Raw genomic sequence first — 25879 nt, forward strand, 5'->3', positions numbered from 1 at the left:
GCGTGGGCTTTTTCATTAAAGAAGGAGAATCAAAATGAGTCATTTCACGACGATAACGACACAGATCAAGGATATCGAGGCGTTGAAAGCGGCCTGCGGGGAACTGGGGCTTACGCTCAGGCAGGATGTGGAAGCCCGGGGATACGGTAACAACCGGCATCAGGGTGACTATGTAATTGTGCTGAAGGGACCGTATGACATTGCTGTCAAACGGCAGCCGGACGGCAGTTGCGGGCTCACCACCGATTGGTGGGACGGCCATGTGGAGAGGGAAGTCGGAGCAAACTACGGGAAACTGCTCCAGCTTTATGGGGTCTGGAAAACCGCCATGGAAGCCACCCGCAAGGGCTACATGGTGACGCGGCAAGGTCTCAAGAATGGAAGTATCAAAGTGCTTCTTTCAGGAGGGCCACGCCAATGACACAGAAAACCATTGAAGTGGTGGTGGCGCCGGACGGCTCCATTCGCATTGAGGCCATGGGGTTTCAGGGCGCGGACTGTGAAAAGGCAACCGCCTTTCTGGAGATAGCTCTGGGGGTGACAGGCCGGAAGACCAAAAAGGCTGACTACTTCATCCGCAACACACAACGCCAGGGACAGAAGGTGGGACAATGAATGCGGTGGCTTCACTCATCTTCACACCCAAAGGCATGATTCGGGGCACCTATAGCGAGGTCATTGATCTCGCCTGCCTGGGCCGGCTCAAGATCAGCCGGGCGACCCGCATCGAGTTCGATAACGTCAAGCAGTCATGGCGGGTCAAGGACATGAAGGGGCAACCCCTCTTCACGGCTCCTTCCCGGCAGGAATGCCTGGAGTGGGAACGCCGGTATCTGGAGCGAAAGGAGGACATGAAACATGCATGACATCAGGGAGGAGGCAGAAGAACGGGTAGATCAATAGAGAAATCAGCGTTCGAGGGGCTTGCCCGTAGCTTTGAAAGCAATCCTGTGTTCGGTCATATGCATTCGTATGACCTGTACCGGAATTGGCTCGAAGCCATGTGGGCATTTCTCGATGCCGTGAAGGATCCTGCAGGGTTCAAGCAGTGCCTGGATCGGTATAGCGGGGCCGAGGGCGCGGAATTTGGCCGGTTGCTGGGGTTGTACGTTGACGCCGTTGAAAATGATCCATTCCGGGACATCCTGGGGGAACTCTTCATGCGGCTGGACGTCAACTCTGTACGTTCTGGCCAGTTTTTCACTCCTGAGCCAATCGCAGAAATGATGGCGCGCATGCAATTTGACCAGGAAACATTCAAGAAACTGGTTGAAGAGAAAGGCGTTGTCACGGTGTGTGATCCGGCGGTCGGGTCGGGTGTCATGCTATTGGCATTTGCACGGGTCGTGCATGAAGCGTTGGGACGCTGGGGAACCGGAAAACTCAGGCTCTACGGAACCGACATTGACATCCGGTGCGTGAACATGTGCCGGATTCAGCTTCGGATGAATGGACTGGATTATTTCGGCAGGATGGCCGGGCTGTTGGCGGGGCAAGTTTCCGTGACAAGCCAGGAGGCCATTCCCGACGTAATCCCGGAAGCCGTTCCTGATGTGGTGATCCATAGCGGACAACAGGAGCTACCCGGTTTCGCGGCATAGTTATCAATAACAGCAACAAAAACAAGCAAGCCCGCTTTACCTCACACAGGGTGGAGCGGGCTTTTCTATTAAGGAGTGAGAATGACATTGAACCAACTGATCTGTAGTGCGGCATCGGTTTATCCTGAAAGTTTCGTCTTCGAATATTGGTCGATGACCGAGTCGGAACCGCAGGAAAACCGGATGGGTGGTGACACCCTCGCCCAGTTCATCGCCCAGGAGATCCACGACACCTATGACGTCAATGCTTCCGATACGGAGCAGATCGCCAGTGCGGTAAAAGCCATGCAGACAGCGGCCGATGACCTGCAAAGGGTCGCGGATGCGCTGGCAGGGCTTACAAGGAAGAAAACAGCATAATGAAAAAAATGGAGCCTGGCTCATGGCGGGCCGGGCTCTCCTTATATATGGTAAGAAAATCATGAAACACAAACAGAAGAAACAGGAGCCACTCATTGTGGCATTGGAAGGCGGGCTCGTGTCCTGCGTTGCGTCAGCCGATAAACGGCTAATCGGTCAACCCGTGGTGGTGATTGATTACGACACCGATGGGCTTGATCCGCAGGATCTGATCCATGTCCGCTGGCATAAAACAACCTATGCCTCAGCAGGGCAGGCAAAGGCCTATGCGCATGGTGATGAGGTGGCAAGAACCTGCCTGACATCAGGCACAAGGAAAAGACTGATGGAGGAATACCATGAATACAAGACTTAAGGATGGATACTACATCGCCGAGGCACCGGCGGTCGGAAACTCCATGGAGGATACACGCTATGTGGTTTTCCAATGGACGAAGGACGATCAGGCTCTCGTCGACAAGGTCAGGCGGCATATCTTGCTGCTTGAAATAAATGGCCGGTGGTACTCGGTAAAGACCGGGCCCGGCCCCCGCGTTCAGTTCCTAAATTTCCTACCTGACTGGGTGGAGGATGTCGAGGGACTGCGGGAAGGCCTTGATGGCGGAACGGCAACCCGAATCGGGCATGAGGAAGCGGAACGGTTGTTCGCCGTCGAGGATGACAGTGTGACACGGGTCGACTGTGTTCACCTCACCATCACCGATTCAGAAGTCTATGTCGGGGCATACGGCAAGCATAGCGGAACCCACTGGGAAACAAGGGACTTTAGTGCCGGGGAGGGAGCGCCGTCATGCTGACAATCAAGCTGTATCACGGGCGCAAGGATCCAGAGCAGCAAATGGATGACTGGGGGTCCGATGGGCCGCTATTGGCAATCGGAGGATTCCACGTCACCTATCTCTCCACCTACCGGGTGAAACTGGCGGATAAGGATTGGCATTTCCTGAAGTTCGTCGGTGATCTGCTGTACTACGACGGCGTTCTCTACGGGGACTTCACCATCAGTGACAGCGACCCGGAAGCCATTGGGCAAATTGTGCCGTGGTTCGATCCAATAAAGGGACAAACAACATGAAGGGAGGCAAGACGTGAAGAAATATACGGTGCTTTTGCTGCGGCCCGACTATGTGGCGGATAATTTTGGAACCGACACATACCTTGCTCAAGTGGAGGCGGACACTGTCGAGGCGGCTGTTTTGGCGGCACAGGCGCAAGTGGCTAAGCTCGATGATCTCGATCTCAACTCCATTGACTATCACCCGCTGATCACCATTGAAGGTTGGCATGACGATCTAACCCCGGAGGTGTACCGATGATGCGCTGCTGTTGGGAAATAGATGTGGATGCCAGGACACCAAGGGAGGCGGCGCGTAAGGCGCTGGCCATACATCGTGACCCGCAGTCCATTGCCACGGTGTTTGACGTTCAGTACCGGGGGATGATGGTCAGGGTTGACCTAACGGAAAACAAGGTTCGACGGATCAGTCGATGCAAAGGCCACGCCACGCGCGGGAAAGGGAGGCAAGGTATTGCATGAAACCCAAGGTAATACAGGTCGTATTGGTTGGTGGCGCATATATGTCCGGCAGGTTTGAGCCAGGATGGGCTCAAGTTGAAGCCCTTAAGGATAACGGGGATCTCGAAACCCTTTTTGTCCCTGAAAGTGCCGGACATGGTTTCAATGCAGCGCTGGATTTCGTTGAGGATAGAACCGACACGACGGAATTCCGCGCGCGTCTGGATGAGTGGGTCCGCACCGGCGTTCTGCCGCCAGCGGAATCTTACTGTCAACAAAACAAGGAACAAGGAGCAAAAGAATGAGATATTACGAAGCATTTATCGACAAATTCGGCTTCAGCGACGGCGAAGATATACCGCCCGATGCTGATGCCCATCGCGAATTGCTGGTGCGGCTATTCAACAAACGCGCCATGGCGATTCGTTCACGGGTGCGCTGTGGTGCATACAACCGGCCAGGCATCCATAACCCGTGCATGGTGTTTTATGTGCGGGCAGCAGCAATCCGAGCGATTCGGACTGAACACCTGCACAATGCTGAGGTTATGAGCCAGTGGGTCGCCGATGCCGACAACATCGCACCCCTGCTGGTTCAACCGACCGATCCTCGGGTTACCCGGATCGTCGAGTGGCTGGATAATAACCTGGAACTTGATACGGGCGTGTGGACGGACGTCGAAATCGATGCCGACACAATGAAACGTGCACTCAAGCGGGCAGGGAAACGGAACAAATAACAAACCAAATGAAAGGAATAGGAATGAAAACTGCAATTATGAACTACATCCGGGCGGGATACCCCGGGATTTACATCGTATCGAGCGAGGAATCACGGATTGAAGGTGAGATCAAGACGGTGGCAAAGGAATTGGGCCATGGTCTTTATGCCTGGTCCATCACGGAAGGATTGGTGGATACATCGGATGGTAGCAACAACGGGGGGCAGGATCCCCAGGAAATGCTGCTCCATGTGCTGGAACTACCGGAAAACACCGTTATATTTCTGAGGGACTTTCATCAGTTCCTGGAAAACGGCAATCCGGTGTTGATTCGCACAGTGAAGGATGTGCTCAGGGTTGCCAAGACCAGGGGCAAGGCGCTGATCATTGTCGGGTGCCGGATCATCTTGCCGCCGGAACTGGAGCGGGAGTTTGTGGTGGTTGAGTTTGCGCTGCCAGGGAAAGAGGAACTGGGTGACGTGCTCGACAACATCGCTGACTCGGCAGCTAAAGCGAAGCCAAAGAAAGACCGGCGCGAGCTACTGCTGGATTCAGCATCAGGGCTCACTTCCATTGAGGCGGAGAATGCCTTTGCACTATCATTGGTTGAGAGCGGAGAGCTTTCCCCGGCGGTGGTATCGCGCGAAAAGGCCCAGGCGGTGAAGAAGAACGGTCTACTGGAGGTCTGCTCCACTGCGCGATCACTGGATGATATTGGCGGGCTGGATCTGCTCAAGGCGTGGCTTGTGCAACGCAAGGACGCCTTTGGCCCGAAAGCGCGGGAGTACGGACTCCCCTCGCCAAAAGGGCTGCTCATTATTGGCATTCCCGGAACGGGCAAATCACTGACGGCCAAAGCCACGGCAAGCGTATTCCAGCGGCCTTTGCTCAAGCTTGATGCCGGGCGGTTGTTCGGCGGGCTTGTGGGGCAGTCGGAATCCAATCTTCGGTCAGTCATTCAAACGGCGGAGGCCATTGCGCCGGCTGTCGTTTGGATTGACGAAATCGAGAAGGGTTTCAGCGGATCCAAGAGCTCAGGGGGTTCTGATGGCGGAACTGCCAGCCGGGTATTCGGGACCTTTCTTTCCTGGATGCAGGAACGCTCAGCGCCGGTGTTTGTCGTGGCCACAGCCAATGATGTGGCGCAACTGCCGCCGGAATTCCTCAGAAAAGGTCGCTTTGATGAGACGATCTTTGTGGATCTGCCCACTCAGGAGGAACGGGTGGCCATTTGGCGGATTCAAATCGCCAAGTATGGCCGCAAGCCGGAACGGTTTGATGTCACCCAGTTGGCAAAGGTAACGGAAGGACTGACCGGCGCGGAAATTGAGCAGGCGTTTATTGACGCGCTCTATGCGGCGTTCAGTCAGGGCAAAGAGCCGTCGGATCTCACTATCAGCATGGTGCTTAATGATTTGGTTCCCCTCAGCAAGTTGATGGGTGACCAGATTTCGGCACTGCGCAAATGGGCCAAAGGCAGGGCCAGACCGGCGACCACGCAGGAACAGGAGCGAACAGGCCGGAAAGTAATAGCGGCCACTCCATCGGAAACGACAAGCCAGGCTTCGGGTGAAGCTGCGGCATAAACAATGACGGCAAACCATGAGGGCGGGCTCACGAGCAATGAGTCCGCCCTTTTTATTGGAAGGAGACTGAAATGGAGAGGTTATGTGAATTAAGGGTAACGATTGGCAACTACAACGCGCTCAGGATAAAGAGCATCATCTCCGCCTGTATGGTGGAATGGTGCTTTAAGAAGTATGACTTTGGCTTTATGAAGCCGGCATACGGGCGCAGACGATTGCTCCACGCGTCATCCATGGGAACGCTCTACGAGTTTGAGGATGCGAATTGGATTATTAAGCGAATAGAGCAGGCCGTATGGCGGGCGAATCGCGGCATATGCCATGTCGAGGTGGAAGCCAGGGAATATACCAGGAATCTTGAGCCAGTGAATATTCAAGAAGATGAAGCTGAACTCCTGATAGCCTGATTCTTCCTTCTTTCCCTACCCGGATCGTTTTCTGATCCGGGTTTCTTTCACAACTTAGCGGCAGCTATGCCGATTTTTCGCCGTCAGCAGCTGCGGGGTTGCATGCGACGTAATACCAGCCAAACACGTCGGGTTTCCGGCGCCACCCCTTGATGTATTCGGCATAATCCTCTTTCGTCTGATAAACGTCGCACTGAAGCTGGTCGGCGTGTGCCTCACGGATCCGGTTCCATTGCACGGGCCTGTCGATTTCGATTGCGACGCACTCGGCGAACGAGGGTTCAAGCGGCGACATGCCTGCACTGCAAACCAGGAATACCCCGTCCGGCAGTCCAATGTAGAACTTCTTGGTCAGTTTTCCGCTCATCAATATTTTCGTACTCATTATTGATCTCCTTAATTTTCAGTTTCCATCTATCCTGATGCTGGCAATAATATTGCAAACTGAGGCAAAGCGGGAGGGGACTCTCTGGGTGAGAATGGGAGATTACGGGATAGCTGAGTGTCACCCATCGATAATACAGAACTGGAAGGCCGTAGTCGCCTTGAGATCAATCACACTGAGGCGTAAATGCCTTTTGACGAAGCAGTCCCAAATGATAAGCCCTGAGACGGACTCCACCCCATTTAGAATGCCCCGTAAAAGATCACGCGCCCTGTAAAAATCTCCGTGAGTAAGCCGTTGCATCAGTTCACGCGCCAAGGGGCAGCGGGATGCGCTATCCAATAGCATTGGACAAGCCTATTTATTGGACACTCGCCGATAACGTCAAAGACCTCACTGTTTTAACCACGCATCGGCACATATTTCGTATCAGCGCAACCATTCCCACCATCCTGTGCAACCAGTCATGGACAATCCTACCCAACGGCACCCCCTCTTCACGCCTGTCCTGTAATAGTGAAAATGGCCGAAGTACCATAAAGATGGCTGGTATCTTGCCAGAACATACGACAGCACCATTCTGGAGGAATCATCCGCCCTCATATCATTCCCCATCACAGCAAATTCCCGGGGGCAGGTGTGGCTGATCACAATATCCACCTTTGTATCCGGAAGTAGCGCTAAGTCCATTTCCGAGATTTCTTCTTCGGGAAACCAATCGAACCCTAGCTTACGCATATCCTTATCCGTTGAACGAGCGCCCCCTATAAACAGCACGGTGCGACCATCCGGCAAAGTCAGGGTACTGCCACGCTTCATGTAATAGACATGGGGCCAGATTTCGTTTGATGATAACGACCGTAAGCTCCAATGGTCTTCATGATTACCGTCAGCCCAATAGAGCTTCGCGTCGTTCATCACAGGGTTTTTGGGAACTATCACGGCCCCCCGTTCATCATGACGTGTAATATTCGGCCAGAATCCAAAATCCCCGCATTGCAGAATGATTTCCGGACGCTTTTTATTCACAAGCGTATTCAGCGCCCCGAACTCGCGATGGACGTCACCCAAAACCATAATGGAGTTATCCTGTTTCATGTCTCTTGTCCCTTAGATATCGCCTTGCCTAGTCCGCTCAGTGCGGCCATGGAAATTCAGGCTGGCGGTGCTTCAGCTCCACGATGGAGGCATGCGTCATTGTTTCTCTTTTCTTAACGGAGTACACGTCGGCATTGATATGGTGTAAATACTTCAAGTCCGGCCACCCACTACGGTCGATATTTTCAAAATTAAGTCCAAAATTGCACTCAGCTTCACCCTTAGTAAAGCACACACATGAACAGCCTAAGCACGGCCCCCAGGGAGAATCAGAAGGTCCTTGTGAGCCTTGAGCGGCACAAAGGCCCCACAACAACCATGTTGTACCGTACTCTTCGAAATACCGCTCTTGAAAATCCTCCCAAAACGCTCCAATAAATTTGATGTCAAATTCTGCTCCGCCGATGCAAATATCGTCCGGCAACTCTTTCAGGAAATTCGAATCAAGTGAACAGTAATAGACCGGTTGCGCAAATACTGGATGACATACCAGAACAAATAGTTCTTCTGTAAGTAGTTCCTGAAATGCGGCAGTCAATTCTTCGTCTTTGATCGTGGGGGAGTGAGACTTCGCCCATGCCAGAATATCCGCCTCAATCGCTGGTGATACCCACATAGACGGCGCGTCGCCTGCCCATTCAGCAACGCAAGCGCATATCAATGCCTGTCGGGCTGATAAGATTGATTTGTTCGCTGCTACTGACGGCATGTTTCCCTGAGTCATAGCTACACCTCCACTTCTGATATGGTTATGAACGACCTTGATCTGCGACGTTGTCCTAAAACTGATTACAATATACAAAGTAGCAATCCTACGCGAAACGGGATGGTCTGGGCGGGAATGGGATATTATGGGATTGCTGACAGCCGCCGCCCGACTTGTGTGGTAGACAGAGAATTAGCGTCGAATATCCCGAAGTCGACGCTCCAGTACTGATTCAATCCGGCGCAAGAGGTTGCTTGACCACTGCGGCACCATGTCTGCCGGATATAGGGGGATCACGTCATACTGGTTATCCTGATAGACCTGAAGTTTGTGTACGGTACCCTCCATGTAATGGCGGTCTCCGGTCATGCCAAAATACTCGATGAGCGGACCGCACTGCAGGGCAAAATCAGGGTACCACGCACGGAATTGACCGGCATCCATTCCAGCCGTCGGCTTCTCATAAATGAAAGGAATGCGACGGCTGTCGAGAAACTCGCCGATCTCACGCTCTGCGCGGGATCTATACACAGGCCTCCGGCCTGTTTGGTAATTGCATTCGCCCATTGAATTGGGAGATGGATGGAGTTTTTGAATGTTTCGGTAGTTAAGGTATCTGGCCGATGGGTTTATAAGGCGGCTATGCCTGGCTTGGAGATGGTTCGTACAGGTAATGACAGAAGTAATACCGACAAAACGAGAGGCTCACAGCCAACAGAAGCTCGATGGAGAAAAGCTGAGCGAGAAGTATGTAGGCTGTTGGCTAATCTTATCCCTGAAGGTTGCATTGTACTCAATGATGTAGCCTTCCCATATGGCAACCTGGATCATCTGGTAATCAGGCCTGACCGCACAGTATTCCTTGTGGAGACCAAATCCCATCATGGCGAGGTCAGTTGGGACGGGCGGCAACTTTTAATCAACGGGCGGCAATTCTCATCGAATCCCATTTCCCAGCTAAACCGCAGTATTCCGTGGGTGCGGAAACTCACCGCGCCCTCATGCAGTCGGAAGCCTTGGATTGTCGCGATCTTAGTCTTCCCCTACGCTAAGGTCGCCCTCCGGCGGTCTGTCAAATGTGTCAATGTCATGCATATATCTCGACTCCTTCCATTCATCCAGAAATACCCAGGGAGCAGGAGAAATCGGAATGCATGGCCCCTGATAGGTCCTGATGATTTCCCGGACTGCTGTGAATCTTGCCCGTAGGTTTCTCATAACCCTGATAATCCCCTCCTATCCCGGCACCGTCCATGGTCACGAGGGCTTGTGATGTCGTAGCCTTTTGTCATGAACAAGGACAGAACGGCACTATCAGCATCGTCACCTCAGAATACGGGAGAAACTATCTGCTGGCATGAATTATCTTTTTCTATTCAGGCCGGGCGAGACCTATTTGAAACCATCGCGGCCAAATATCCCGAACTAAAGCCCTACCTTGTCCTGTGTTACCACGGCACCCAAATTGATATTCCAGACAACCCTTTGTCAGTTCTGACCCAAAGTCCACGCATGGTGGCCGACGACCACTCCAAACAAGCGGCCATCGAACTACTGCGCCGGATTGATACTGTGAAAATCAGATTCAGGGACGAGTTGGAACGTCAGCTATCGGCGCTCTCAAAAGAATTCCGCTTTGTTTCGGACATCACCTTCGAGATTCGGTTTGAACGCCTGGTCTATGAGTCAATATGGTGGATGCAACTGGACAGCGCCATCGACAAAAAACGCACGCCTCAAGGCAAGGCCTCAATCCGGATCGTCCTCTGTCACCTGCGGGATCTGCCCCAGCAACCGATCAAGAGGTGAGCCGCGTTGATCGTATTTCCCACCCTGTTTGCCTCGCTTTTGCCCCGCGGAACAAGGAATTGTTGGTCAAGCATCTGCCGCTCCATGCAACCTGGCCCCCATCTTGATTATGGCCATGCTCGTGTCTGCAACCATGGGTATCAGAGCGCAAATGAGGGTGTTTGGTTTGGCAGACCGGTGCTCAAAAGCAAGGCGTCGTCACCCAGCATTGACGAACTGAAGGACATTACTTTCAGCCTCAGCCTCTGGACGTATGCTCCAGAACTGCTCAGCGTCTTCCTTATCCACCAATGGGTTGACGTAGTGACCTTTGACCGTGGCAATGGTATCGCCTAACTGCACAGCCGTATCGCCCTCGTGATGATGCATTGCATAATGGAATGTTCCAAAAGTATGCCGCATGATGTCCTTGCGATAGTTAATGGCACTCTTTCGGACAACGGCCTCAAACCGTGCTCTCGTGTAGATGATCGGCCCTGCAGCCTTCTGACAAGGGAAAAGCCAGGCTAATAGTGCTGGCGACACATCCACAAGCCGACCTCTGCGGTTTTTATCCTGTTCCGGTGTCACCGTTATCTTGCCACGCTTCAAATCAATGTGTTTCCAGTCTAGTGGGCCATGATCGGTCTTTTCGCCATGCATCTCGACAGGGCGCAAGCCTGCAAAAAGGCCAATGGCGACATAAGGGATAAGTTCTGGATCTTTCTTGACTGTGGCACGGAGCAACTGCTCGACTTCTTTCGGGGTCAAGTAGGTGATCGGTTTCTTATCCAGTCGCGGCACTTCCATAATCATGACCGGGTTCTCAGCCATGAAACGCCGTTTAACAGCCCACTGAAAGAATGCGCCCAGATGCCTCATGACAGACCGACGCGTCACCATCGTAAATTTCTTTGACCGGAGCCAGTCTTCCAGAACGGCAACCGTGATGTGGGCGATTGGTTTGGAGCCATAGTCTCGGCAGAAGAAGGTTAATCTGTCAGAGTACGCCCTTACAGTAAGCGCCCTGCATCCCCGTTCTTTCCTCGACATAATAAACTCAGGCATCGCCTCTGCCACCGTTTTCTTGCCATGGGCGGAGTGGTTGTGACGCATATAGAATGCGGCAGCATCAGATAATCGCACGGTTCTTTTGAGAATGCCCAGCCCTTGAGCCGCGTCCATTAAATCGTCGTTCGTCAGTTTAGTGGCAAATTGACCGATCCGTTTTGACAGTGATTTCTGTCGCTCTGTATCGACATCCTTCTTCTTTCCCCAGTTACGGATTGCACGCTCAGCCTGGGCAAGCGTTTTGAACGATTGGCGGGTACGCTTAGTGTTCACCTGGCCGAAGTCCACATCATAGCGCACGTACCTGTGCCCCTTGACCATGCAGACCCGCTCGTGTATCTTTGGTTCTGGTGTCTCTTGAACTTCTGTGTTCATTGTTTGCGCCTTTTTTTAGGTGATTTCTGCGGAAATAGTGGCGCAAACTGGCGCAAACGTCAACACTGAAAAAGCATGATACGCCGTAAGTAGTTAACAGTCAGTATGTTGGGCGAGTGGTGAAATTGGCAGACACGCAAGACTTAGGATCTTGTGCCGCAAGGCTTGGGGGTTCAAGTCCCCCCCCGCCCATTTAATAAAGAAGAGATACTATGAGCAAAAAACACCATCACGAACCGGCCGCAACCCCTCCTGTCGAGACGGAACCCACCCCGGTGGTTGCTGAGCCCGTGACCGAACCTGTCGTCGAGCCACTCTCCATTGACCCCAAGGATCAGGAAATTGCCGCCTTGAAGGATCGGCTCCTGCGGTTGCAGGCGGACTTCGATAATTTCCGCAAGCGCACCCTCCGGGACCGGGAAGACATGGCGCGCCGCGCCGGGGAACGCCTGCTGCAGGATCTCCTCCCTATCGTGGATCATTTCGAGCTGGGTCTTGAAGCGGCCCGCCAGAATCACATCAAACACAGCGTGATCGAGGGGTTTGAAGGCATTCTCAAACAGTTCAAAACGAATCTTGATAAAGCCGGAGTGACCCCCATTGAAACGAAGGGGCAGCTCTTCGACCCGAATTGCCATGAATGTGTCACCCAGCTCGCTTCCGAGGAGCATCCGGAAGGCACGATCATCGAGGAGACCCGCAAGGGCTATAAACTGGGCACCTACCTTCTCCGCGCCTCACAAGTGATTGTCTCGACCGGACCGGCCCGCGCGGCAGAACCGGCCGCCAGTCAAGAACCACCGGTGTCTTAATCACGCGCACAATAGTTTGAACAGAAGTCACGAAGGTCATAAAGAAGATTTTTCTTAACCGCCTCCGGCGGAAAACGATTCCCCCTTCGTGGTCTTCGCGGCTTCTGTTCAAATTCTTTTCTGACCTGAATTCTTTACAGCCGCGTCAGATCCTCATGCGGTTCCGCATGGGGATTAATGTGAATCATCACATCCCCGATGTTCGGGAACTGGCAGAATAACTGGCGCTTGACGCTGGTGGCCACATCGTGGGACCGCTTGACGGTCATCAGCGCATCCATCTCAAGCTTCAAATCCACAATCAGGTATTGCCCGGACCGGCGCCCCCTGATTTCATGAATGCCCGCCACGCCGTCAACCCCGGCGGCCGTCTGGCTCATTTCCGCCAACAGCTCCGCAGGGAGCGAGACGTCCATCAGATCGCCCAGCGCAGGACGGAGCGTCTCCCAGCCAATCCGGATGATAAAGAAGGCCGAGACCACCGCCGCAATCGGGTCCATGATCTTCCAGCCGAGATATGCGCCGGTGACCCCGATTAACGTGGCGATGGACGTGATGGCATCCTTGCGATGATCCTTCGCGACGGCCAGGACGGAGGGACTTTCCAGATGCCCCGCGACCCGCAGGGTATACCGGCAGAGCCCTTCCTTGATGAGAATGGTCATCGCCGCGGCGATGACCGCGATCATGGCCGGGGTTTCAAGTTGATGGATGATCATGGTGTGGGCGGATTTCCAAACAATCCCCACCCCGGTCATCAGGATCAGGCTGGCTACCAGAATCGCCGACACACTCTCCGCCTTACCATGTCCATAGGGGTGTTGCTGATCAAACCGCTTCCGGCCCATCCGCAACGCCACCATGGCGGAGGTGATGGCAAAGAAGTCACACATGCTCTCCAGGCCGTCCGCAAACACCGCCTCGGATTTACCATACCAGCCGGCCGTCAACTTCAATACCATCAGAAAGGCATTGACTCCGAAGCCAACCCAGATCACCAGTTCGGCCCGGTCAAATCGGTCGTCACGGTCTTTTTTTTCGTCGCTAGACATGATGCCGGTTCCCATTGATTAAGCAATTTATCCCGCCGTTATGGCCGGGATGCCCCCCGCGATTTTTCATATTCCACAAGGGCTTGCGGCAGTTCCGCTTCCAGCCGCTTGATGCGCGTGGCATCCACCGGATGCGTGCTGAGGAACTGGATCTGGGACCCACCCTCCTTATTGTTGAAGGCGGCAAACCGCCGCCAGAACTCCACCGCCTGCCGGGGATCATAGCCCGCGCGGGCCATATAAATCAATCCGAGATGATCCGCCTCCAATTCCTGTTGCCGTGAATGGGGCAAGGCCACTGCCAGACTGCTCCCGACGCCGTAGGCAGCCAACACCGCCAGCCGATTGACATCGGACTTATCCTTCACCACCTGATCCAGCGCCACCCCGCCCACCGCGATGAGCAGGGCCTCTGACATCCGCTCTCCGCCATGCCGGGCAATGGCATGCGACACTTCATGCCCGATCACGGTGGCCATCCCGGCTTCATCCGCGGTGATTTTCAGGATACCGGTATAGACCCCGACTTTCCCGCCCGGCAGACAAAAGGCGTTCACTGTCTTGGCATCGTCAAAGACCACAAACTCCCACTGGGCATCGGGCATCGGCGCCACGGCGGCGATCCGCGTCCCCACCCGGCGCACCAGCGCGTTGAGTTCCGCATCCTTGGACACCGGCGTGTCTTTCTTGAGTTTCTGGAACTCCGTCAGACCCAACTGCGCTTCCGTGCCGGAACTGGTCAGCAGCAATTGCCGCCGCCCCGTCTCAGGCACGGTGGCACAGGACATCAGCAACATCGCGGCCATCAGCGCCAGGCCGAACCGGCCAAAAGAGGATAAGTGGACGAATTTCATTTCACAGGATCATAACAGGCATCGCGCGACCCGTAAAGATGCACCATACTCACCGCAAGGACTTCAGCCACTTCTGCTCCATGGCCTCCACGGAGGGGAGGTCAGAGGAATAGACTGACGTCAGGGCCGCGTCGACCGTTTTGCCGTCGCGCAAAGCTTTGCAGAACGACCCGAAGCGGGGCCCTCCATACATCGTAATCATGAACCCCACGACGCTGGCTGATTGCGCATAGAACACAGCCACCCGCTGTTGATCCGGATCCTGGCGGATATCGGCGACCATCAACTCTTTCAACTTGAACCCCAGTCCCTGCCTGAAGCCACTGGATTTCCGCCCCTCCTGCTCCCATTGGGCGAAGCCCTCGGTCAGCCACAAGGGCACCCGGTCATGTCCCATGAAGTCCGAAAGGATCAGATGCGACAGCTCATGGGGCAGCAGGGATGTCAGGAACCCTGCCCCGCTTTGCGGGTAGCTGGCGATTTCATGCCGCTCATAGCTGGCCCGGCCGGTGGCCCAGACGGGGGCCTGACAGGCATCGGCAAAGGCCCGGGCCGTCGGGTAGATCAGGATTTTGACCCGGTTATCCCAGACCCAGAAGTTCTGATATCGCGTAAACCCCAGATCCGCGGCTATCGCGGTATAATAGGACTCGGCTTTATCGGAGACACTGTTGGCAAAGGGTTCATCGCCGGTATGCATGACAATAAAATGGGTGGATTTCACCACCTGCCACTCCTGGGTAGATGCGGCGGGAGCGACACGGGGAAGTGCCAGTAAGGCCATCATTACCCCAACAGCCAGTTTCCGCACCCTGGCCAAGCATAACGGGCTCATAGTCATTATCACCCGCTAAAGTTAGCACATTTTATCAGTCTGTAGTGGGCAAAATTCTGACGTCAGAGGCGTGCATTGCTCACCCACCCGTTCAACCATCCCGCAATAAACGCCCCCTGTTTCTCCCGTATGTGCTCATGGAAGTGGACATGATCACAGTAGAGGTCCGGGCCCAGATTGCGCGTGAACGTGTAAAGGTCCAGCAACGGGACTCCTGCCTGACTCATGACGCGATCCGCCACGGCATTGTAGGCGACCCCATCGGCAGAGAAGCGATACATACTGATACCAGGGCTGTTATGCACGGCCTCATCGCAGGGAGTGGTGCGAATCCAGACCAGTTTGACTCGCAACTCACTGGCGACAACGACAATGGAACGGAGGTTCTGTTCGTAATCATCGAGCGCTACCTGGGGTTTATTGGTCTGGAGATCCCGCCTAATGTCATGGAGCCCGCAATTCACCAGAAGGAGATCGGCCTCAAGCCCTCCCGTTCGCGCCAATCCTTTCAAATAGGCTAACACCATCGAGGAGTCGCCCCCGTTGGCGCCCTGGGGATTGTCCAGATTCAGCAACGCCTCGGCGTCCCCCTCCTTTCGCGCGTACTCCACTACGCCAGTCAGATAGTTCTTCAAATAGGGGCCATAGTGGATAGATATACTGTCACCGATCACATAAATTTTCATCGGATGTTCCTTAACGGCTCTCTTTACAGGCCTGGTTAGAGTGTAGCCACATCCACCATCCGCCCCTCACGGCGTGATTTTTCAGCGGCAAACACAATGGAATGGGTTTTCAGCGATTCCTGCGCGTTGGCCACCAGACTCCGGTCATCGCGACTGTGCAGGGCCTGGAGCCATTCACGTACGACGCGTTCATCCCCGCCTCCATGCCCCCCGGCCTCCTCCCCGATGTCAATGCGGGTGACATTCTTGTCGGCAAAGGTCTTGATCGTGATGGACTGCTGGTCAAAACTGATATCACCCAGGGTGCCGTGGATCCGAAGCCGCCGCCCATGATCCAATGCAAACGCCGTCATCGTGAATGTAACCGTGATGTTGCCTTCGAACAGCATATTGACCGTCTGGTGATCCACCACGTCATTGTCACATTTCCAGACGCAACGGCCATAAGGCCCCGTCCGGATGGCCGCCATGTGCGCCTCATACGAATGATCGGGGCTGACCACATTGGCCGGCCAGTCCTGCCGGCGGCCATGGACATAGGCTTTGATCGCCGAGTAGGTGCAGGAAGGTTCCAGCGGACAGGCCTCCGTGCAGCGGTCAGCACTACCCGCCGGGGCTTTATCGCGCCGGAAATAATTCAGGGCACCAAAGGAGCTCACCTTGAGACACGGCCGGTTCACCAGATAGGAGATATAATCAATGTCATGACAACTCTTGGCCATCAGCATGAAGGTCGCCGGTGCCTCTTTTCCCCAGTTGCCACGCACGAAACTATGAGCCTGGTGCCAGTAGGTAACCTGCTCAATATGGTCAACCGTGACGAGTTCTCCGATGACGCCACTGGAAACCAGCTCCTTCACCTTGCGGAACCCCTTCTGGTACCTGAGGGAATGACAGACGGCAACGAGCCGGCCTGTCCGCCGCTGGGCCGCCTCGATGGCCCGACAATCCTCGATCGAGGTTGCCATGGGCTTCTCCAGCAGGACATCATACCCGAGGTCCATGCAGGCCACCGCCGGTCCGACATGGTCCTGATCCATGGTGGCAATCACCACGGCGTCGGCCATGGCAGGCCGAGCCACAAACTCATGCCAGTCCGAAAACACCTGATTGCGGGGAATATCATGAGTCTTTGCCAGCGCTTCGCGATAGGCCTCACGAGGCTCGGCCACCGCCGTCACCTTGCCCAGGTAAGAATACTGCTGGATGAGCGTGGCAAATCCCGTGCCACGGCCACCGGCTCCAAGAATGGCGATTGTCTTCAATTTTTTCGAGGTCATGATCGGCTCTTTCCTTCTGGTTATTTCGATTCACTATATGTCGATGGCCACAGGGTTGCCTGGCTTCACTTAAACAGTTCTTCCACCCTCACCGTGCGTTCTTCACGCCGGGACAGTTCCGCAGCCTGCCCGATGGCGGTGGCCCAAAGGCCGTGCTCCGTCGTTGAGGTGTTGACCTCTTCCCCTTTCAAGACCCGGAAGAAGGAATTGATCAATTCGGGATCAGCGCCCCCATGCCCGCCGCTTTCCTCCGGAATATGATAGGTAATGACTTCCTTGCTCCAGCGGGGGCGGACCGTAATCTCCCGCTTGTCCACGCTGGCTTCAGCTTGTCCCAGCTCACCGACCACGGTGTAGAGCCGGTCTGTCACCGAGGTCACAAAACACTCCAGATGACTGGCCTTGGCCCCGTTTTCATATTCCACCATGGCGATCCCGTTATCATGGGTATCCTTGTCCGACAGGTACAGGCAGAGATCTTTGGAATAGCCATCACAGGCAACCGCACGGTCATTCCAGGGGCTTTCCTGGATATTCGGGATAATATTGATATCGGGGCAAACGGCGCCATAGGCGCATTCATGACAGGTGGGCCCCACCGGCACTCCGGGCTTCACGGCAAAGGGGAGATGTTTCGAATTGAACACATCCACCCCGGCAAAGGCGCTGACCTTGACCGGTTTGGGAAAGTCCAGCAGCCAGTTGAACACATCAAAATCATGACTCCCCTTGTGGATCCAGAGACCGCCGCTCTTGGCATAGAGCCGGTTCCAGCGCGCCATATAGGTGCGGCCCCCATCATAGAATTCCCGGTTCTCGATCAGGAAGATGCGCCCTAACGTTCCTGAAGAAATCACTTTTTTCAGGCGCCTCACGACCGCGTGATGCCGCAAATTGAACCCCATCATGGCGACTTTTCCCGCCTTTTCGGAGGCCTTGATGATGTTCTGACAGGCTTTGACAGACGTTGCCAGGGGTTTGTCAATGAGGACATGCACCCCGCTACTCAAAGCTTCCACCGCATTGGATTCATGACAACAATCCGGGCTGGTAATCACCACCGCATCAGGCTTCTCGGCCGCAATCAGGGCGGTAATGGAGGAGTAAAAGGCAGGCTTGAGCCCCAATTCCCTGGCCGTCAGCTCCATCCGGACGGGATTAGGATCACAAAATGCCACAATCTCCGCATCCTTCCGGGTGGCGATTTCCTTGCCAAACGCCAATACACAGCGCCCCCCCGTCCCGATCAACCCTACTCTCAATTTCTGCTTATTCATGTATTTCCTTAACGATGAATGGATCCAATAATACTCCTTGGCCCTGTAGCTTTTTTTGCAGGATCCGAACGTCCAAAGCATGCACATCCGTAGTCGTCTGTCTGGCCGCAAGGGCGGCGGCCGTACCCGCCGCCTCCCCTGAAACGGCACACGGCGGAATGGCCCGGGTGACATCCCATGCCGTCGTATCGGCGGAGAGGCAACGCCCGGCCGCAAGCAGGTTATCCGTATGCACCCCGCAAAGGGACCGGAACGGCAAGGCATAGACCGGTCCGGACTTCCGCCAGTCGCCCGTGAACCCGATGGCATCGTCAAACCATTGATGCAGATGCTTCTCGCCGAGACTGAATGCGCCGATCAGTCGACGCGTCATCCGGAAGCAGGCAATCGTGGCAGGCATGACAAGTTGCACATCCTTATCTGGATGAGCGGCACGCAGGGTCTCCATCGCGGAACGAAGGGTTTCCCTCGTCTTCAGGATGTGACCGGTCACCTGATCCCCATCATCACCCCGGAAGAACGGCGCCCGCCCCCCCTCCCGCGTCCCCAGGCTGCAATACTTATTCGAATGAAAGTTCAGTTTAAGTTCATCTGCCGTAAAGGTGTAAAACCACCCTGCAAACACGTTCGAATCCAGCGATTCGGTTGCTTCACCGGCCACAAAGCACACATCGGCATCACCCGTCGCATCCACCACCACTCCACACGCGATCGCAAAACGGCCGCTCTTATTTTCCACGATGACATGCGTGATGCGCCTGCCCTCACGCTGGATCGCGCAGAAACGGGTGTCGTATAACAGTTTGACTCCAGAATCGACCACCAGTTTCTCCAGGGCCATCATGTAGGAAGCAGGATTGAAACAGGATTCATAGCGCGCTTTCTTGCGCTCCTCCACCTTGCCACCCTGCCGCCAACATTCCGGAATCCCCTTGAAATAGGCCGAATCATTATTGCGGATCAAATCGGCGACTGATAATTTCAACAGCTCTTCGCCCAACCCGCCAATGACCTGGCGCCCACGCCCATCACAGATCGGCAACCACATCGTGACGTTACCCAATGTCGCAAGCCCGCCCAGGGCGCTTTGCTTATCCAACAGGCAGACGGAGACCCCATTACGGGCGGCCGCCACGGCGGCGGCCACTCCCGCCACCCCGCCGCCGACCACAATCACATCAAACTTTCCGGTTACGGGGAGCTCACGTGAAGGCTCAAGTATGGTCATGTTCATGTGTTATTCCAGGATTCCGTCGGTTTGACACAGCACGGGCTTCTTTGTTATATAGATGTTCAGAAAATTCAGCAAATTCGTCAACTCACAGTTTGTGATTTTATCGGGTGGTTTGTGACATGCGTGACTTTTTCCTCTATACACGGACGCTTCCCGGACTCCCTCAATTACCCCGGCTGATCTGCGTCGGGCTGGAAACCCAAAGCCTGCCCACCTATGGCCAATCCGGCCGAAAGCGCGATGACCGGCCTCATGCCATTTTCCAATACACCATCGCCGGAGAGGGAGTCTTTCGCAACGCCTCAGGGACGCATCTGATTAAGCCCGGGTGCGGATTCCTCTGCGAGTCACATGATCCTGAAATCACGTATAGCTATCCCTCTGGGGCGAAAACCCCGTGGCAGTTTCTCTTTGTCGACATTGCCGGCCGCGCCGCGCATGTTTTTATCCACGATCTGATCAATAAATTCGGGGCCCTCTACGAATTGCCACCCACCCACCCGGTCATTGAACGACTCATGGCTTTGCGGGTCTATGATCAAGTCGGATGCCTGCTTTCAGCAACCGAAAATACCCGGTTGGTCCTCGACCTTCTCCAGGCCTTACTCGCCAGCAAGGAATCCGCACTCGAGAAAAATCCGGATCACGTCCTGATCAAGCGCGTTCACGAGTATATCCAGGCCAAGATGGCTACGCGTATTACCGTCAGCTCCCTGGCTGATGATCTGGGTATTTCGCGTGAACACCTGACCCGTGTCTTCACGGCTCAAAGCGGGATGAGCCCCTACCAACACATCCTGGCCTGTAAGATCGAATGCGCCTGTGGGTTATTGCGCTCCGCCAACCCGCCGTCCATCAAGGAAATCACTTCGCGATTGGGGTTTGACCATGTGGATCACTTTACCCGCGCCTTCAAACGCATCACCCACTGTGCTCCCAGGGAATTCAACCGCTTGGGCGTATTACCCACCGCTCACCGGATCAGGTAGATCGAGCCCGCGCCGATTCCAAACGTTGGCGCCAAACCCGTCCGCACCGTAACATCGTCAAGATAGGTTGCCCCTATCCCTGAAAAGATCAACTGACTCATCAGCGTATTGGTCTGAACCATATGGAACCAGGAACCGGTTCGTGACAGACTGCCCTGGACCCAACTCCACCCGGCGGGATCCTCGATAGCAGCCGCCTCGTCCACACGCAACTGGAACAGGTGGTTCGAGTAGTCCTGCGCCACGGTAAACCGGGTCCAGTTTGACGTATCCACCAACGCGGCATGGGATAGCGTCAACCACTCGTTGGTCGGGGTCCCCGTCATATTCCGGTGCCAGATCACCATCTGGCGATTGGTACTGACGTAGAAGGCATACTGGAGAGTGGCATCGTTGACGGGAAGTTCCGACATCGGCACGGGATACATCATGAAATCGAGGTATACCAGTTGCCCGGTTGAACTGTGGATTTCAGTCCGGATGTTGTCGCGCACCAGTAGCGTTTTGGTATGGGTGGTCAGGATCGGGGGGCCGGAGAAAGAAGGATAGGGGTCCGCCAACTTGCTGTTCATGGCGGCGTTGTTGGTCACCTGGGCGGCATCGCCATAATAGTCCGCCGTCCAGCCGTTCGTCCCCGCCAGCAGGAATCCATTAGGATAGGTTTCAAATGGCTCCTCATAGGGCACCGTGTTGATGAAAACAGTGTCATTGATGAAAACCACACTGAAGTTGGTCTGGTAGTTCACCACTTGATCCGCATCAGCCTGGACAAAAGCCCCCTGCTGGAAGGTCAGGGTCATGTTGTAAACCGTATCATTCGAGGCATGGGAGGTTGCGGTCCCTGTTAAATTCACACTTAACTGGTTGGCACTGTTGCGGGTGAGCTCAAACACAAGCCCGGCAGGTACGTTGGAGGTAGTATAGAGACCTGTTAAATCGGACGCAAAACTGTCCCCCGTCAGGGTGATGACCAGCGGGGTCTGGTTATCTATGGCGCCCAGGGAGCGCTCTGCAAACGTCGCCCGGCTATACGCCAGGCTCGGTGGATTTTTGAATGTAACGGCTAGATTCGTCGTTGACCCATAAATGTTGGCGGCAGCAACGGTCGAAAACGCCTCATTACTGAAAGTCAGCCGAAGATCGGCCCGTGATTGGCCGCTGGTATGCAACGCCGCCACGTTGGTCAGGGAAAGGGTAACCTGGGTGTCGCTATCCCGTATCAGACAGAGCCCCAGGCCAGCCGGCACATTCCCAAGGGAATAATGGCCTGTGAGATCGCTGGCAAAGGCCCCGTCAGTCAGGGTCACGGGCAGGGAATTCCCGATTGACCCGTTATTCCGGGATGACTCGGTGAACTCCAGACCACTGGGCAGGGCCAGGGAGGGCTGGTTGCTGAAAATAATACTGAGATCAGTTCGTGACGCTCCCGCCAGCAGGGCCGCATTCCCTCCTGAAAAGGCCGCGTCACCAAAACTAATGGTCACATTATTGAGGCGGCTATCGGAGTTCAGATGCGCTGTGGCGTTGTTTGAAAAAACCAACACCACGCCGGCCCCGCTGTTGGTGCGGAAGGCATGGAGCTCCAGACCCGGAGGCAAATCTGAAGTCACCGCCCCTGCTAAATCATCCCCGTCTAATCCGGCAAAGGTCTCAAAGTGAATAGCCACTACCGTCCCATTGACAGACCCGTCATTGGCTGGCTTTTCAGTAAAGGTCGTCGTCCCGTAAATCAGTGCCGGGGCATCCATGAATTGCACGGCTATGGCCGCTGTGTAATTGGACACATTTGCCGCCACCACATTGCTGGCAAATGCGCCCGCTTGAAAGGTCAGGGTCAGGTTGGTGCTGTCGGCACTGGAATTCGCCAGCGCCTTGCCCAGCAGGGTCATTTGCAACTGGGTGTCATTGATCTTGCTGACCTGCCCTGTCAACCCCGTCGGCAGGCCGATAATGCTCAACTTGACGCTATTGGTGGCATAATCCTCACCATTATCCCCGGTGAACAGATCATTCGTCAGATTGATGGTCAGTGCGGGTGAATTATTGATGGCGCCATCACTCACGCCCGTCATCTCCCGGAACACATTGGTGCTATACGACAGAATTCCGGTATTCCTGAAAGCAATCGTCCGGTTCCCGCTGGAGGCTCCATCAACACTGCTCGCGGACCCCAACATCAATGCGGAATCAAGAAGCGTGAAGGTCAGGTCCGAAATGCTGTTGATGGCCTCATTGGATACGGCCTGCCCCGTCAAGGCGATGCTGAGGTGGGTGTCGTTGATCTTGGTCACAACCGCCGTCAGGTTGGAAGGGAGGTTCCCCACGACATATTTGGTAGCGGCAAATATGCCATCACCGTCTGTAAAGGAGTCATAGCGCAAGCTGACGGTCAGGGGGATGGTATGGTCGATGCTCCCATTATTGGTGACACTCTCCGTAAATCCGCCGGCGCTCCACGCAAGGGAGCGATTGGTCACCACAAAATCATCCACATAGTTGGTGCCACCGTCGCCGAAAATGACCTGCGCCATCAGGGGATTGGTCTGCACCATATAGAACCAGGAGCCAGCCGCCTGCGCCCCGCCTGCCGTGTAGCCCGCCGCGCTGGTGATCGGATCAGCCCCGTTGACGCGAACCTGAAACATCTTGTTCGAATAATCCTGTACAATCGTAAACCGCGCCCAGGTACCGGTATTGACCAGCGTCCCGGCGCCTAGGTCCAGCCATTGATTCGTCACCACCGGACTCTTACTGTGCTGCCAGATCACCACATGCTGGTTGGTCTTGATATAGAGCGCCCATTGCACACTCGCATCATCCGGCGGATTGAGGTCGCACCAGGTCGGCATGACGGTGAAGTCCAGCACCGCCACTTTCCCGGAGGAACTCAGGATATCATTGTCCAACAAATCCGTCACCGCCACTACATTGGTGTGCGAGGCCAGCGGCAGGGGATAGGCATAGGACTGGGCGTAGGTGTTGGTCAGGGCAAAGACCTGTGACACCGCATTCGTGACCAGCCCAGCCCCTATTTTGCCGGATGACCACCCATTAGTTCCCTGAAGCAGCGTCCCACTTGAATAGGATTCAAACGAATCCGCCCACGGCGCCGAATGAGTGGCGGCCAACCCTGCCGCCGCCCAACCCAGACAAGCCATCAGGAGCGCACTCCGGAAAACCCGCCCTGGCGATGTTTTATTCATCATAAGCCCCCCGCGAACAAAGACGTCGTGCCCCACAGTGTCATTTACTTAACCATGATCACAAACCCCGTCGCGCGGGGGCGCAATACCAGATTGGTATTCCCCACGACCACCATTCGATGTGTCAGGGGAACCCCCTGCCAGTTAGCGGGTGAGCCCCCGGTGATATTGGCGGCCGTGAACAGGGTTAACTGGGTATCCCGGCTGATGACACTATCCATAACATTCAAGTTGACCGTTGCATTGGTCGGCAGGTTCAGGACGCCCCCCACATTCACCACCACCGCATTACCGGCCGCATTGGTCGTCCAGTTGAGTGTGGTATTTTCAGCGAGAGTACAGGCCCCTGTAATCGTCACCGCACTGTTTACCACCTCCATGGTGCCGAAGCTGTTTGTCAGCGAGCCCTCCAAGCGGGCAATAGTATTCGAGAACAGGATTGAGCCGCCCGTCCCGATCGTCACGTTACCACCCCGATAGCAGTTTGTGGCGTTCACCAATTCCAGCCTTGTGTAGTTAGCGGCACCCGGATTTGAGGCGAAGGTGTAGGTCTGGCCAGACGTTGCATTGGTCGCGTTGTTCAGGCGGAAGGCGTTCTTGCCACCTGCGGTAAAAGACATATTCGTCAGAGGAGAACCGGCTTGGTTTCCATTCACATCCACTGCTGCCACATCTCGAAAGGCAATTGTTCCCCCATTGATAACAACTGGCCCGCCGTTCGTGTTGATCGCAGGAGTAGTCGAACTGTATACACTAAACTGGTAAACCCCACCGGCATTGCTAATGATGTTTCCTCCTCCATTTGGACAAAGCAGGGAATTGGCATCCAGGAGACCGCCCGTGACCAGAATGGTATTATTGCTAGCGCCGGCCACATAACCTGCGGTCACCAACGTGCTACCTACCGTCCTGACTTCCCCCCCTGAAATCGTCAGTGTGCCTTTCGATGTCACACCATTGGTGGGGGAGTTGTCCCCCAACCTGACACTATTGGCAAGCCAAGACCCGCCAGACAGGGTCAGCGCTCCGACGCCACTGCTTCCAATATAAACACCGGTGGCAGCGGAGCTATCAAGAACCCCGCCTGTGATCACCACAGTACCCGTGCTACCCGAACTACTGCCTAAAGAAGAAGACGCTAAAACGACGACCGTTCCGCTCCCTGAGATATTCAATCTACCAGATGAACCTGAAGCATTACCAACGATCAAACCTTTCATTAACCACGTCCCGCCCGAAACGTTCATCGTGGCATCATTCGCATCTCTGCCGACATACGAAGTGCAGGATCCGTTTGTCGTCACCAATACCCCGCCTGTCAAATTAACCATTCCGACGCTCCCGGCAAGTTGGCCGACAGTTAATACACCCACACCGCCGAATAATTCATTGGTTCCCCCGTTCAGATTTAGTAGCCCACATGATCCGGAACTATACCCAATAGTCGCCGAGTAACCTACCCAACGCCCACTCGCCACGGTCATCACTCCGGTTCCAGAAAACCCGACAGCGGAATATGTGGTACTATTGGACGTTACGAGCAAACCATTATTAGACAGCAGGAGCGATCCACATCGACCGACGGCAGTCCCGACCTGCAGAGGGGAGACACTTCCTGCGCTCAAAACGAATGGACTGGTATTTCCAGAAATCACTATCGTGTTGGTAGCCCCACCCGGCGCACCGATATATAGGTTGGAATTCACAAGGAAGTCTGTGGGCGTATTATTGTCAACCGTAACCGTCTTGCTCACGGCGTTTGTGATGTAGACAAAGTTATTAGACGGCGCGAGTCCCGTTGACCAATTCGTTTCGGCACCAAAGCTCCATGCACCACCACTACTACTGGCGTTCGTCCATGTAGTGATCGCCGATTGACACATCCCCGGCGTCAAGATCAACATCAACGTTAACCCCAACACGCCACCTCGAACAATAGTTGAATTCCTCATTGTTGCCCCCTTTTTACGGTTAAATTTTAGCACTTCTGCAATTCATCACATAGAGTCATTTTGTGACATGCTACGCCAAATTGTGACTTGG

The 25879-nt window shown here is 54.8% G+C and carries 31 protein-coding genes and 1 tRNA gene; 18 read left to right on the plus strand and 14 right to left on the minus strand.

Annotated features, from left to right (window positions below):
* Window positions 1–34: 34 nt before the first annotated feature.
* The 14 genes from WCS52_05720 (at window position 35) to WCS52_05785 (ending at window position 6191) form a co-directional block, all read left to right on the plus strand.
* A complete protein-coding gene (locus tag WCS52_05720) occupies window positions 35–421 on the plus strand; it encodes a DUF1257 domain-containing protein (GenBank protein ID MEI6166673.1) in 387 nt (128 codons plus the stop codon).
* The gene (locus WCS52_05725; protein ID MEI6166674.1) at window positions 418–615 is read left to right on the plus strand and encodes a DUF2997 domain-containing protein; all 198 of its coding nucleotides are present in this window, start codon (window positions 418–420) and stop codon (window positions 613–615) included. The genes WCS52_05720 and WCS52_05725 overlap by 4 nt, the downstream gene beginning before the upstream one ends.
* Window positions 612–866 carry a hypothetical protein gene (locus WCS52_05730; protein MEI6166675.1) on the plus strand — a complete coding sequence of 85 codons (255 nt, stop codon included), beginning with the start codon at window positions 612–614 and terminating at the stop codon, window positions 864–866. Before WCS52_05725 ends, WCS52_05730 begins: the two co-directional genes overlap by 4 nt.
* A 96-nt stretch (window positions 867–962) precedes the next feature.
* Window positions 963–1601, plus strand: a complete 639-nt coding sequence (locus tag WCS52_05735) for an N-6 DNA methylase (GenBank protein ID MEI6166676.1) — start codon at window positions 963–965, stop codon at window positions 1599–1601.
* A gap of 81 nt (window positions 1602–1682) precedes the next feature.
* Window positions 1683–1961, plus strand: coding sequence for a hypothetical protein (locus WCS52_05740; protein ID MEI6166677.1), 279 nt, complete (start codon window positions 1683–1685; stop codon window positions 1959–1961).
* Between the two features lie 61 nt (window positions 1962–2022).
* Complete coding sequence (locus WCS52_05745) at window positions 2023–2316, plus strand: hypothetical protein (protein MEI6166678.1); 294 nt, start codon at window positions 2023–2025, stop codon at window positions 2314–2316.
* Window positions 2300–2758 (plus strand): hypothetical protein, encoded by a 459-nt coding sequence (locus WCS52_05750; protein ID MEI6166679.1) that lies wholly within the window; start codon window positions 2300–2302, stop codon window positions 2756–2758. The genes WCS52_05745 and WCS52_05750 overlap by 17 nt, the downstream gene beginning before the upstream one ends.
* Window positions 2752–3036, plus strand: a complete 285-nt coding sequence (locus tag WCS52_05755) for a hypothetical protein (GenBank protein MEI6166680.1) — start codon at window positions 2752–2754, stop codon at window positions 3034–3036. Before WCS52_05750 ends, WCS52_05755 begins: the two co-directional genes overlap by 7 nt.
* A gap of 13 nt (window positions 3037–3049) precedes the next feature.
* Window positions 3050–3277, plus strand: coding sequence for a hypothetical protein (locus tag WCS52_05760; protein MEI6166681.1), 228 nt, complete (start codon window positions 3050–3052; stop codon window positions 3275–3277).
* Window positions 3274–3498, plus strand: a complete 225-nt coding sequence (locus WCS52_05765; GenBank protein MEI6166682.1) for a hypothetical protein — start codon at window positions 3274–3276, stop codon at window positions 3496–3498. Before WCS52_05760 ends, WCS52_05765 begins: the two co-directional genes overlap by 4 nt.
* Window positions 3495–3782: a hypothetical protein gene (locus WCS52_05770; protein ID MEI6166683.1), complete on the plus strand. Its 288-nt coding sequence runs from the start codon at window positions 3495–3497 to the stop codon at window positions 3780–3782. Before WCS52_05765 ends, WCS52_05770 begins: the two co-directional genes overlap by 4 nt.
* On the plus strand, window positions 3779–4216 hold the full coding sequence (locus WCS52_05775) for a hypothetical protein (protein ID MEI6166684.1): 438 nt from the start codon (window positions 3779–3781) through the stop codon (window positions 4214–4216). The genes WCS52_05770 and WCS52_05775 overlap by 4 nt, the downstream gene beginning before the upstream one ends.
* Window positions 4217–4239: 23 nt before the next feature.
* Entirely contained in the window at window positions 4240–5784 is a 1545-nt protein-coding gene (locus tag WCS52_05780; protein ID MEI6166685.1) for an AAA family ATPase, read from the plus strand.
* A gap of 71 nt (window positions 5785–5855) precedes the next feature.
* Window positions 5856–6191, plus strand: coding sequence for a hypothetical protein (locus WCS52_05785; GenBank protein ID MEI6166686.1), 336 nt, complete (start codon window positions 5856–5858; stop codon window positions 6189–6191).
* Between the two features lie 64 nt (window positions 6192–6255).
* Here the strand turns inward: WCS52_05785 and WCS52_05790 are convergent, their stop codons facing one another.
* The 4 genes from WCS52_05790 to WCS52_05805 form a co-directional block, all read right to left on the minus strand.
* Window positions 6256–6576, minus strand: a complete 321-nt coding sequence (locus WCS52_05790; protein ID MEI6166687.1) for a hypothetical protein — start codon at window positions 6574–6576, stop codon at window positions 6256–6258.
* Window positions 6577–7005: 429 nt separating this feature from the next.
* The gene (locus WCS52_05795; GenBank protein ID MEI6166688.1) at window positions 7006–7674 is read right to left on the minus strand and encodes a metallophosphoesterase; all 669 of its coding nucleotides are present in this window, start codon (window positions 7672–7674) and stop codon (window positions 7006–7008) included.
* Between the two features lie 37 nt (window positions 7675–7711).
* On the minus strand, window positions 7712–8398 hold the full coding sequence (locus WCS52_05800) for a hypothetical protein (GenBank protein MEI6166689.1): 687 nt from the start codon (window positions 8396–8398) through the stop codon (window positions 7712–7714).
* A 174-nt stretch (window positions 8399–8572) separates the two neighbouring features.
* A complete protein-coding gene (locus WCS52_05805; protein ID MEI6166690.1) occupies window positions 8573–8911 on the minus strand; it encodes a hypothetical protein in 339 nt (112 codons plus the stop codon).
* A gap of 759 nt (window positions 8912–9670) precedes the next feature.
* Between WCS52_05805 and WCS52_05810 the strand changes: the two genes are divergently transcribed.
* A complete protein-coding gene (locus WCS52_05810) occupies window positions 9671–10189 on the plus strand; it encodes a hypothetical protein (protein ID MEI6166691.1) in 519 nt (172 codons plus the stop codon).
* A gap of 198 nt (window positions 10190–10387) precedes the next feature.
* Here the strand turns inward: WCS52_05810 and WCS52_05815 are convergent, their stop codons facing one another.
* Complete coding sequence (locus tag WCS52_05815) at window positions 10388–11614, minus strand: hypothetical protein (GenBank protein ID MEI6166692.1); 1227 nt, start codon at window positions 11612–11614, stop codon at window positions 10388–10390.
* A gap of 110 nt (window positions 11615–11724) precedes the next feature.
* Here WCS52_05815 and WCS52_05820 point away from each other — a divergent pair.
* A tRNA-Leu gene (locus tag WCS52_05820) sits at window positions 11725–11806 on the plus strand.
* Between the two features lie 20 nt (window positions 11807–11826).
* The gene (locus tag WCS52_05825) at window positions 11827–12426 is read left to right on the plus strand and encodes a nucleotide exchange factor GrpE (GenBank protein ID MEI6166693.1); all 600 of its coding nucleotides are present in this window, start codon (window positions 11827–11829) and stop codon (window positions 12424–12426) included.
* 134 nt (window positions 12427–12560) lie between these two features.
* Here WCS52_05825 and WCS52_05830 read toward each other — a convergent pair whose 3' ends face one another.
* From WCS52_05830 to WCS52_05860, 7 genes are all read right to left on the minus strand, one after another.
* On the minus strand, window positions 12561–13478 hold the full coding sequence (locus tag WCS52_05830; protein MEI6166694.1) for a cation diffusion facilitator family transporter: 918 nt from the start codon (window positions 13476–13478) through the stop codon (window positions 12561–12563).
* Window positions 13479–13516: 38 nt separating this feature from the next.
* Complete coding sequence (locus WCS52_05835; GenBank protein MEI6166695.1) at window positions 13517–14332, minus strand: M48 family metallopeptidase; 816 nt, start codon at window positions 14330–14332, stop codon at window positions 13517–13519.
* Between the two features lie 49 nt (window positions 14333–14381).
* Entirely contained in the window at window positions 14382–15167 is a 786-nt protein-coding gene (locus tag WCS52_05840) for a hypothetical protein (GenBank protein MEI6166696.1), read from the minus strand.
* 62 nt (window positions 15168–15229) lie between these two features.
* Window positions 15230–15853: an SGNH/GDSL hydrolase family protein gene (locus WCS52_05845; GenBank protein ID MEI6166697.1), complete on the minus strand. Its 624-nt coding sequence runs from the start codon at window positions 15851–15853 to the stop codon at window positions 15230–15232.
* Between the two features lie 35 nt (window positions 15854–15888).
* On the minus strand, window positions 15889–17133 hold the full coding sequence (locus tag WCS52_05850; GenBank protein ID MEI6166698.1) for a Gfo/Idh/MocA family oxidoreductase: 1245 nt from the start codon (window positions 17131–17133) through the stop codon (window positions 15889–15891).
* Window positions 17134–17198: 65 nt separating this feature from the next.
* On the minus strand, window positions 17199–18410 hold the full coding sequence (locus WCS52_05855) for a Gfo/Idh/MocA family oxidoreductase (GenBank protein ID MEI6166699.1): 1212 nt from the start codon (window positions 18408–18410) through the stop codon (window positions 17199–17201).
* The gene (locus tag WCS52_05860) at window positions 18403–19644 is read right to left on the minus strand and encodes an FAD-dependent oxidoreductase (GenBank protein MEI6166700.1); all 1242 of its coding nucleotides are present in this window, start codon (window positions 19642–19644) and stop codon (window positions 18403–18405) included. Before WCS52_05860 ends, WCS52_05855 begins: the two co-directional genes overlap by 8 nt.
* 119 nt (window positions 19645–19763) lie before the next feature.
* On the opposite strand from WCS52_05860, the gene WCS52_05865 reads away from it, so the two are divergent.
* Window positions 19764–20633 carry an AraC family transcriptional regulator gene (locus WCS52_05865; protein MEI6166701.1) on the plus strand — a complete coding sequence of 290 codons (870 nt, stop codon included), beginning with the start codon at window positions 19764–19766 and terminating at the stop codon, window positions 20631–20633.
* Here the strand turns inward: WCS52_05865 and WCS52_05870 are convergent.
* On the minus strand, window positions 20618–23839 hold the full coding sequence (locus tag WCS52_05870) for a hypothetical protein (GenBank protein MEI6166702.1): 3222 nt from the start codon (window positions 23837–23839) through the stop codon (window positions 20618–20620). The two genes, WCS52_05865 and WCS52_05870, sit on opposite strands and share 16 nt — an antisense overlap.
* Window positions 23840–23880: 41 nt before the next feature.
* Window positions 23881–25788: a hypothetical protein gene (locus tag WCS52_05875; GenBank protein ID MEI6166703.1), complete on the minus strand. Its 1908-nt coding sequence runs from the start codon at window positions 25786–25788 to the stop codon at window positions 23881–23883.
* Window positions 25789–25879: the final 91 nt, after the last annotated feature.

The sequence above is a fragment of the bacterium genome (assembly GCA_037128595.1).
Lineage (GTDB): Bacteria > Verrucomicrobiota > Kiritimatiellia > CAIKKV01 > CAITUY01 > JAABPW01.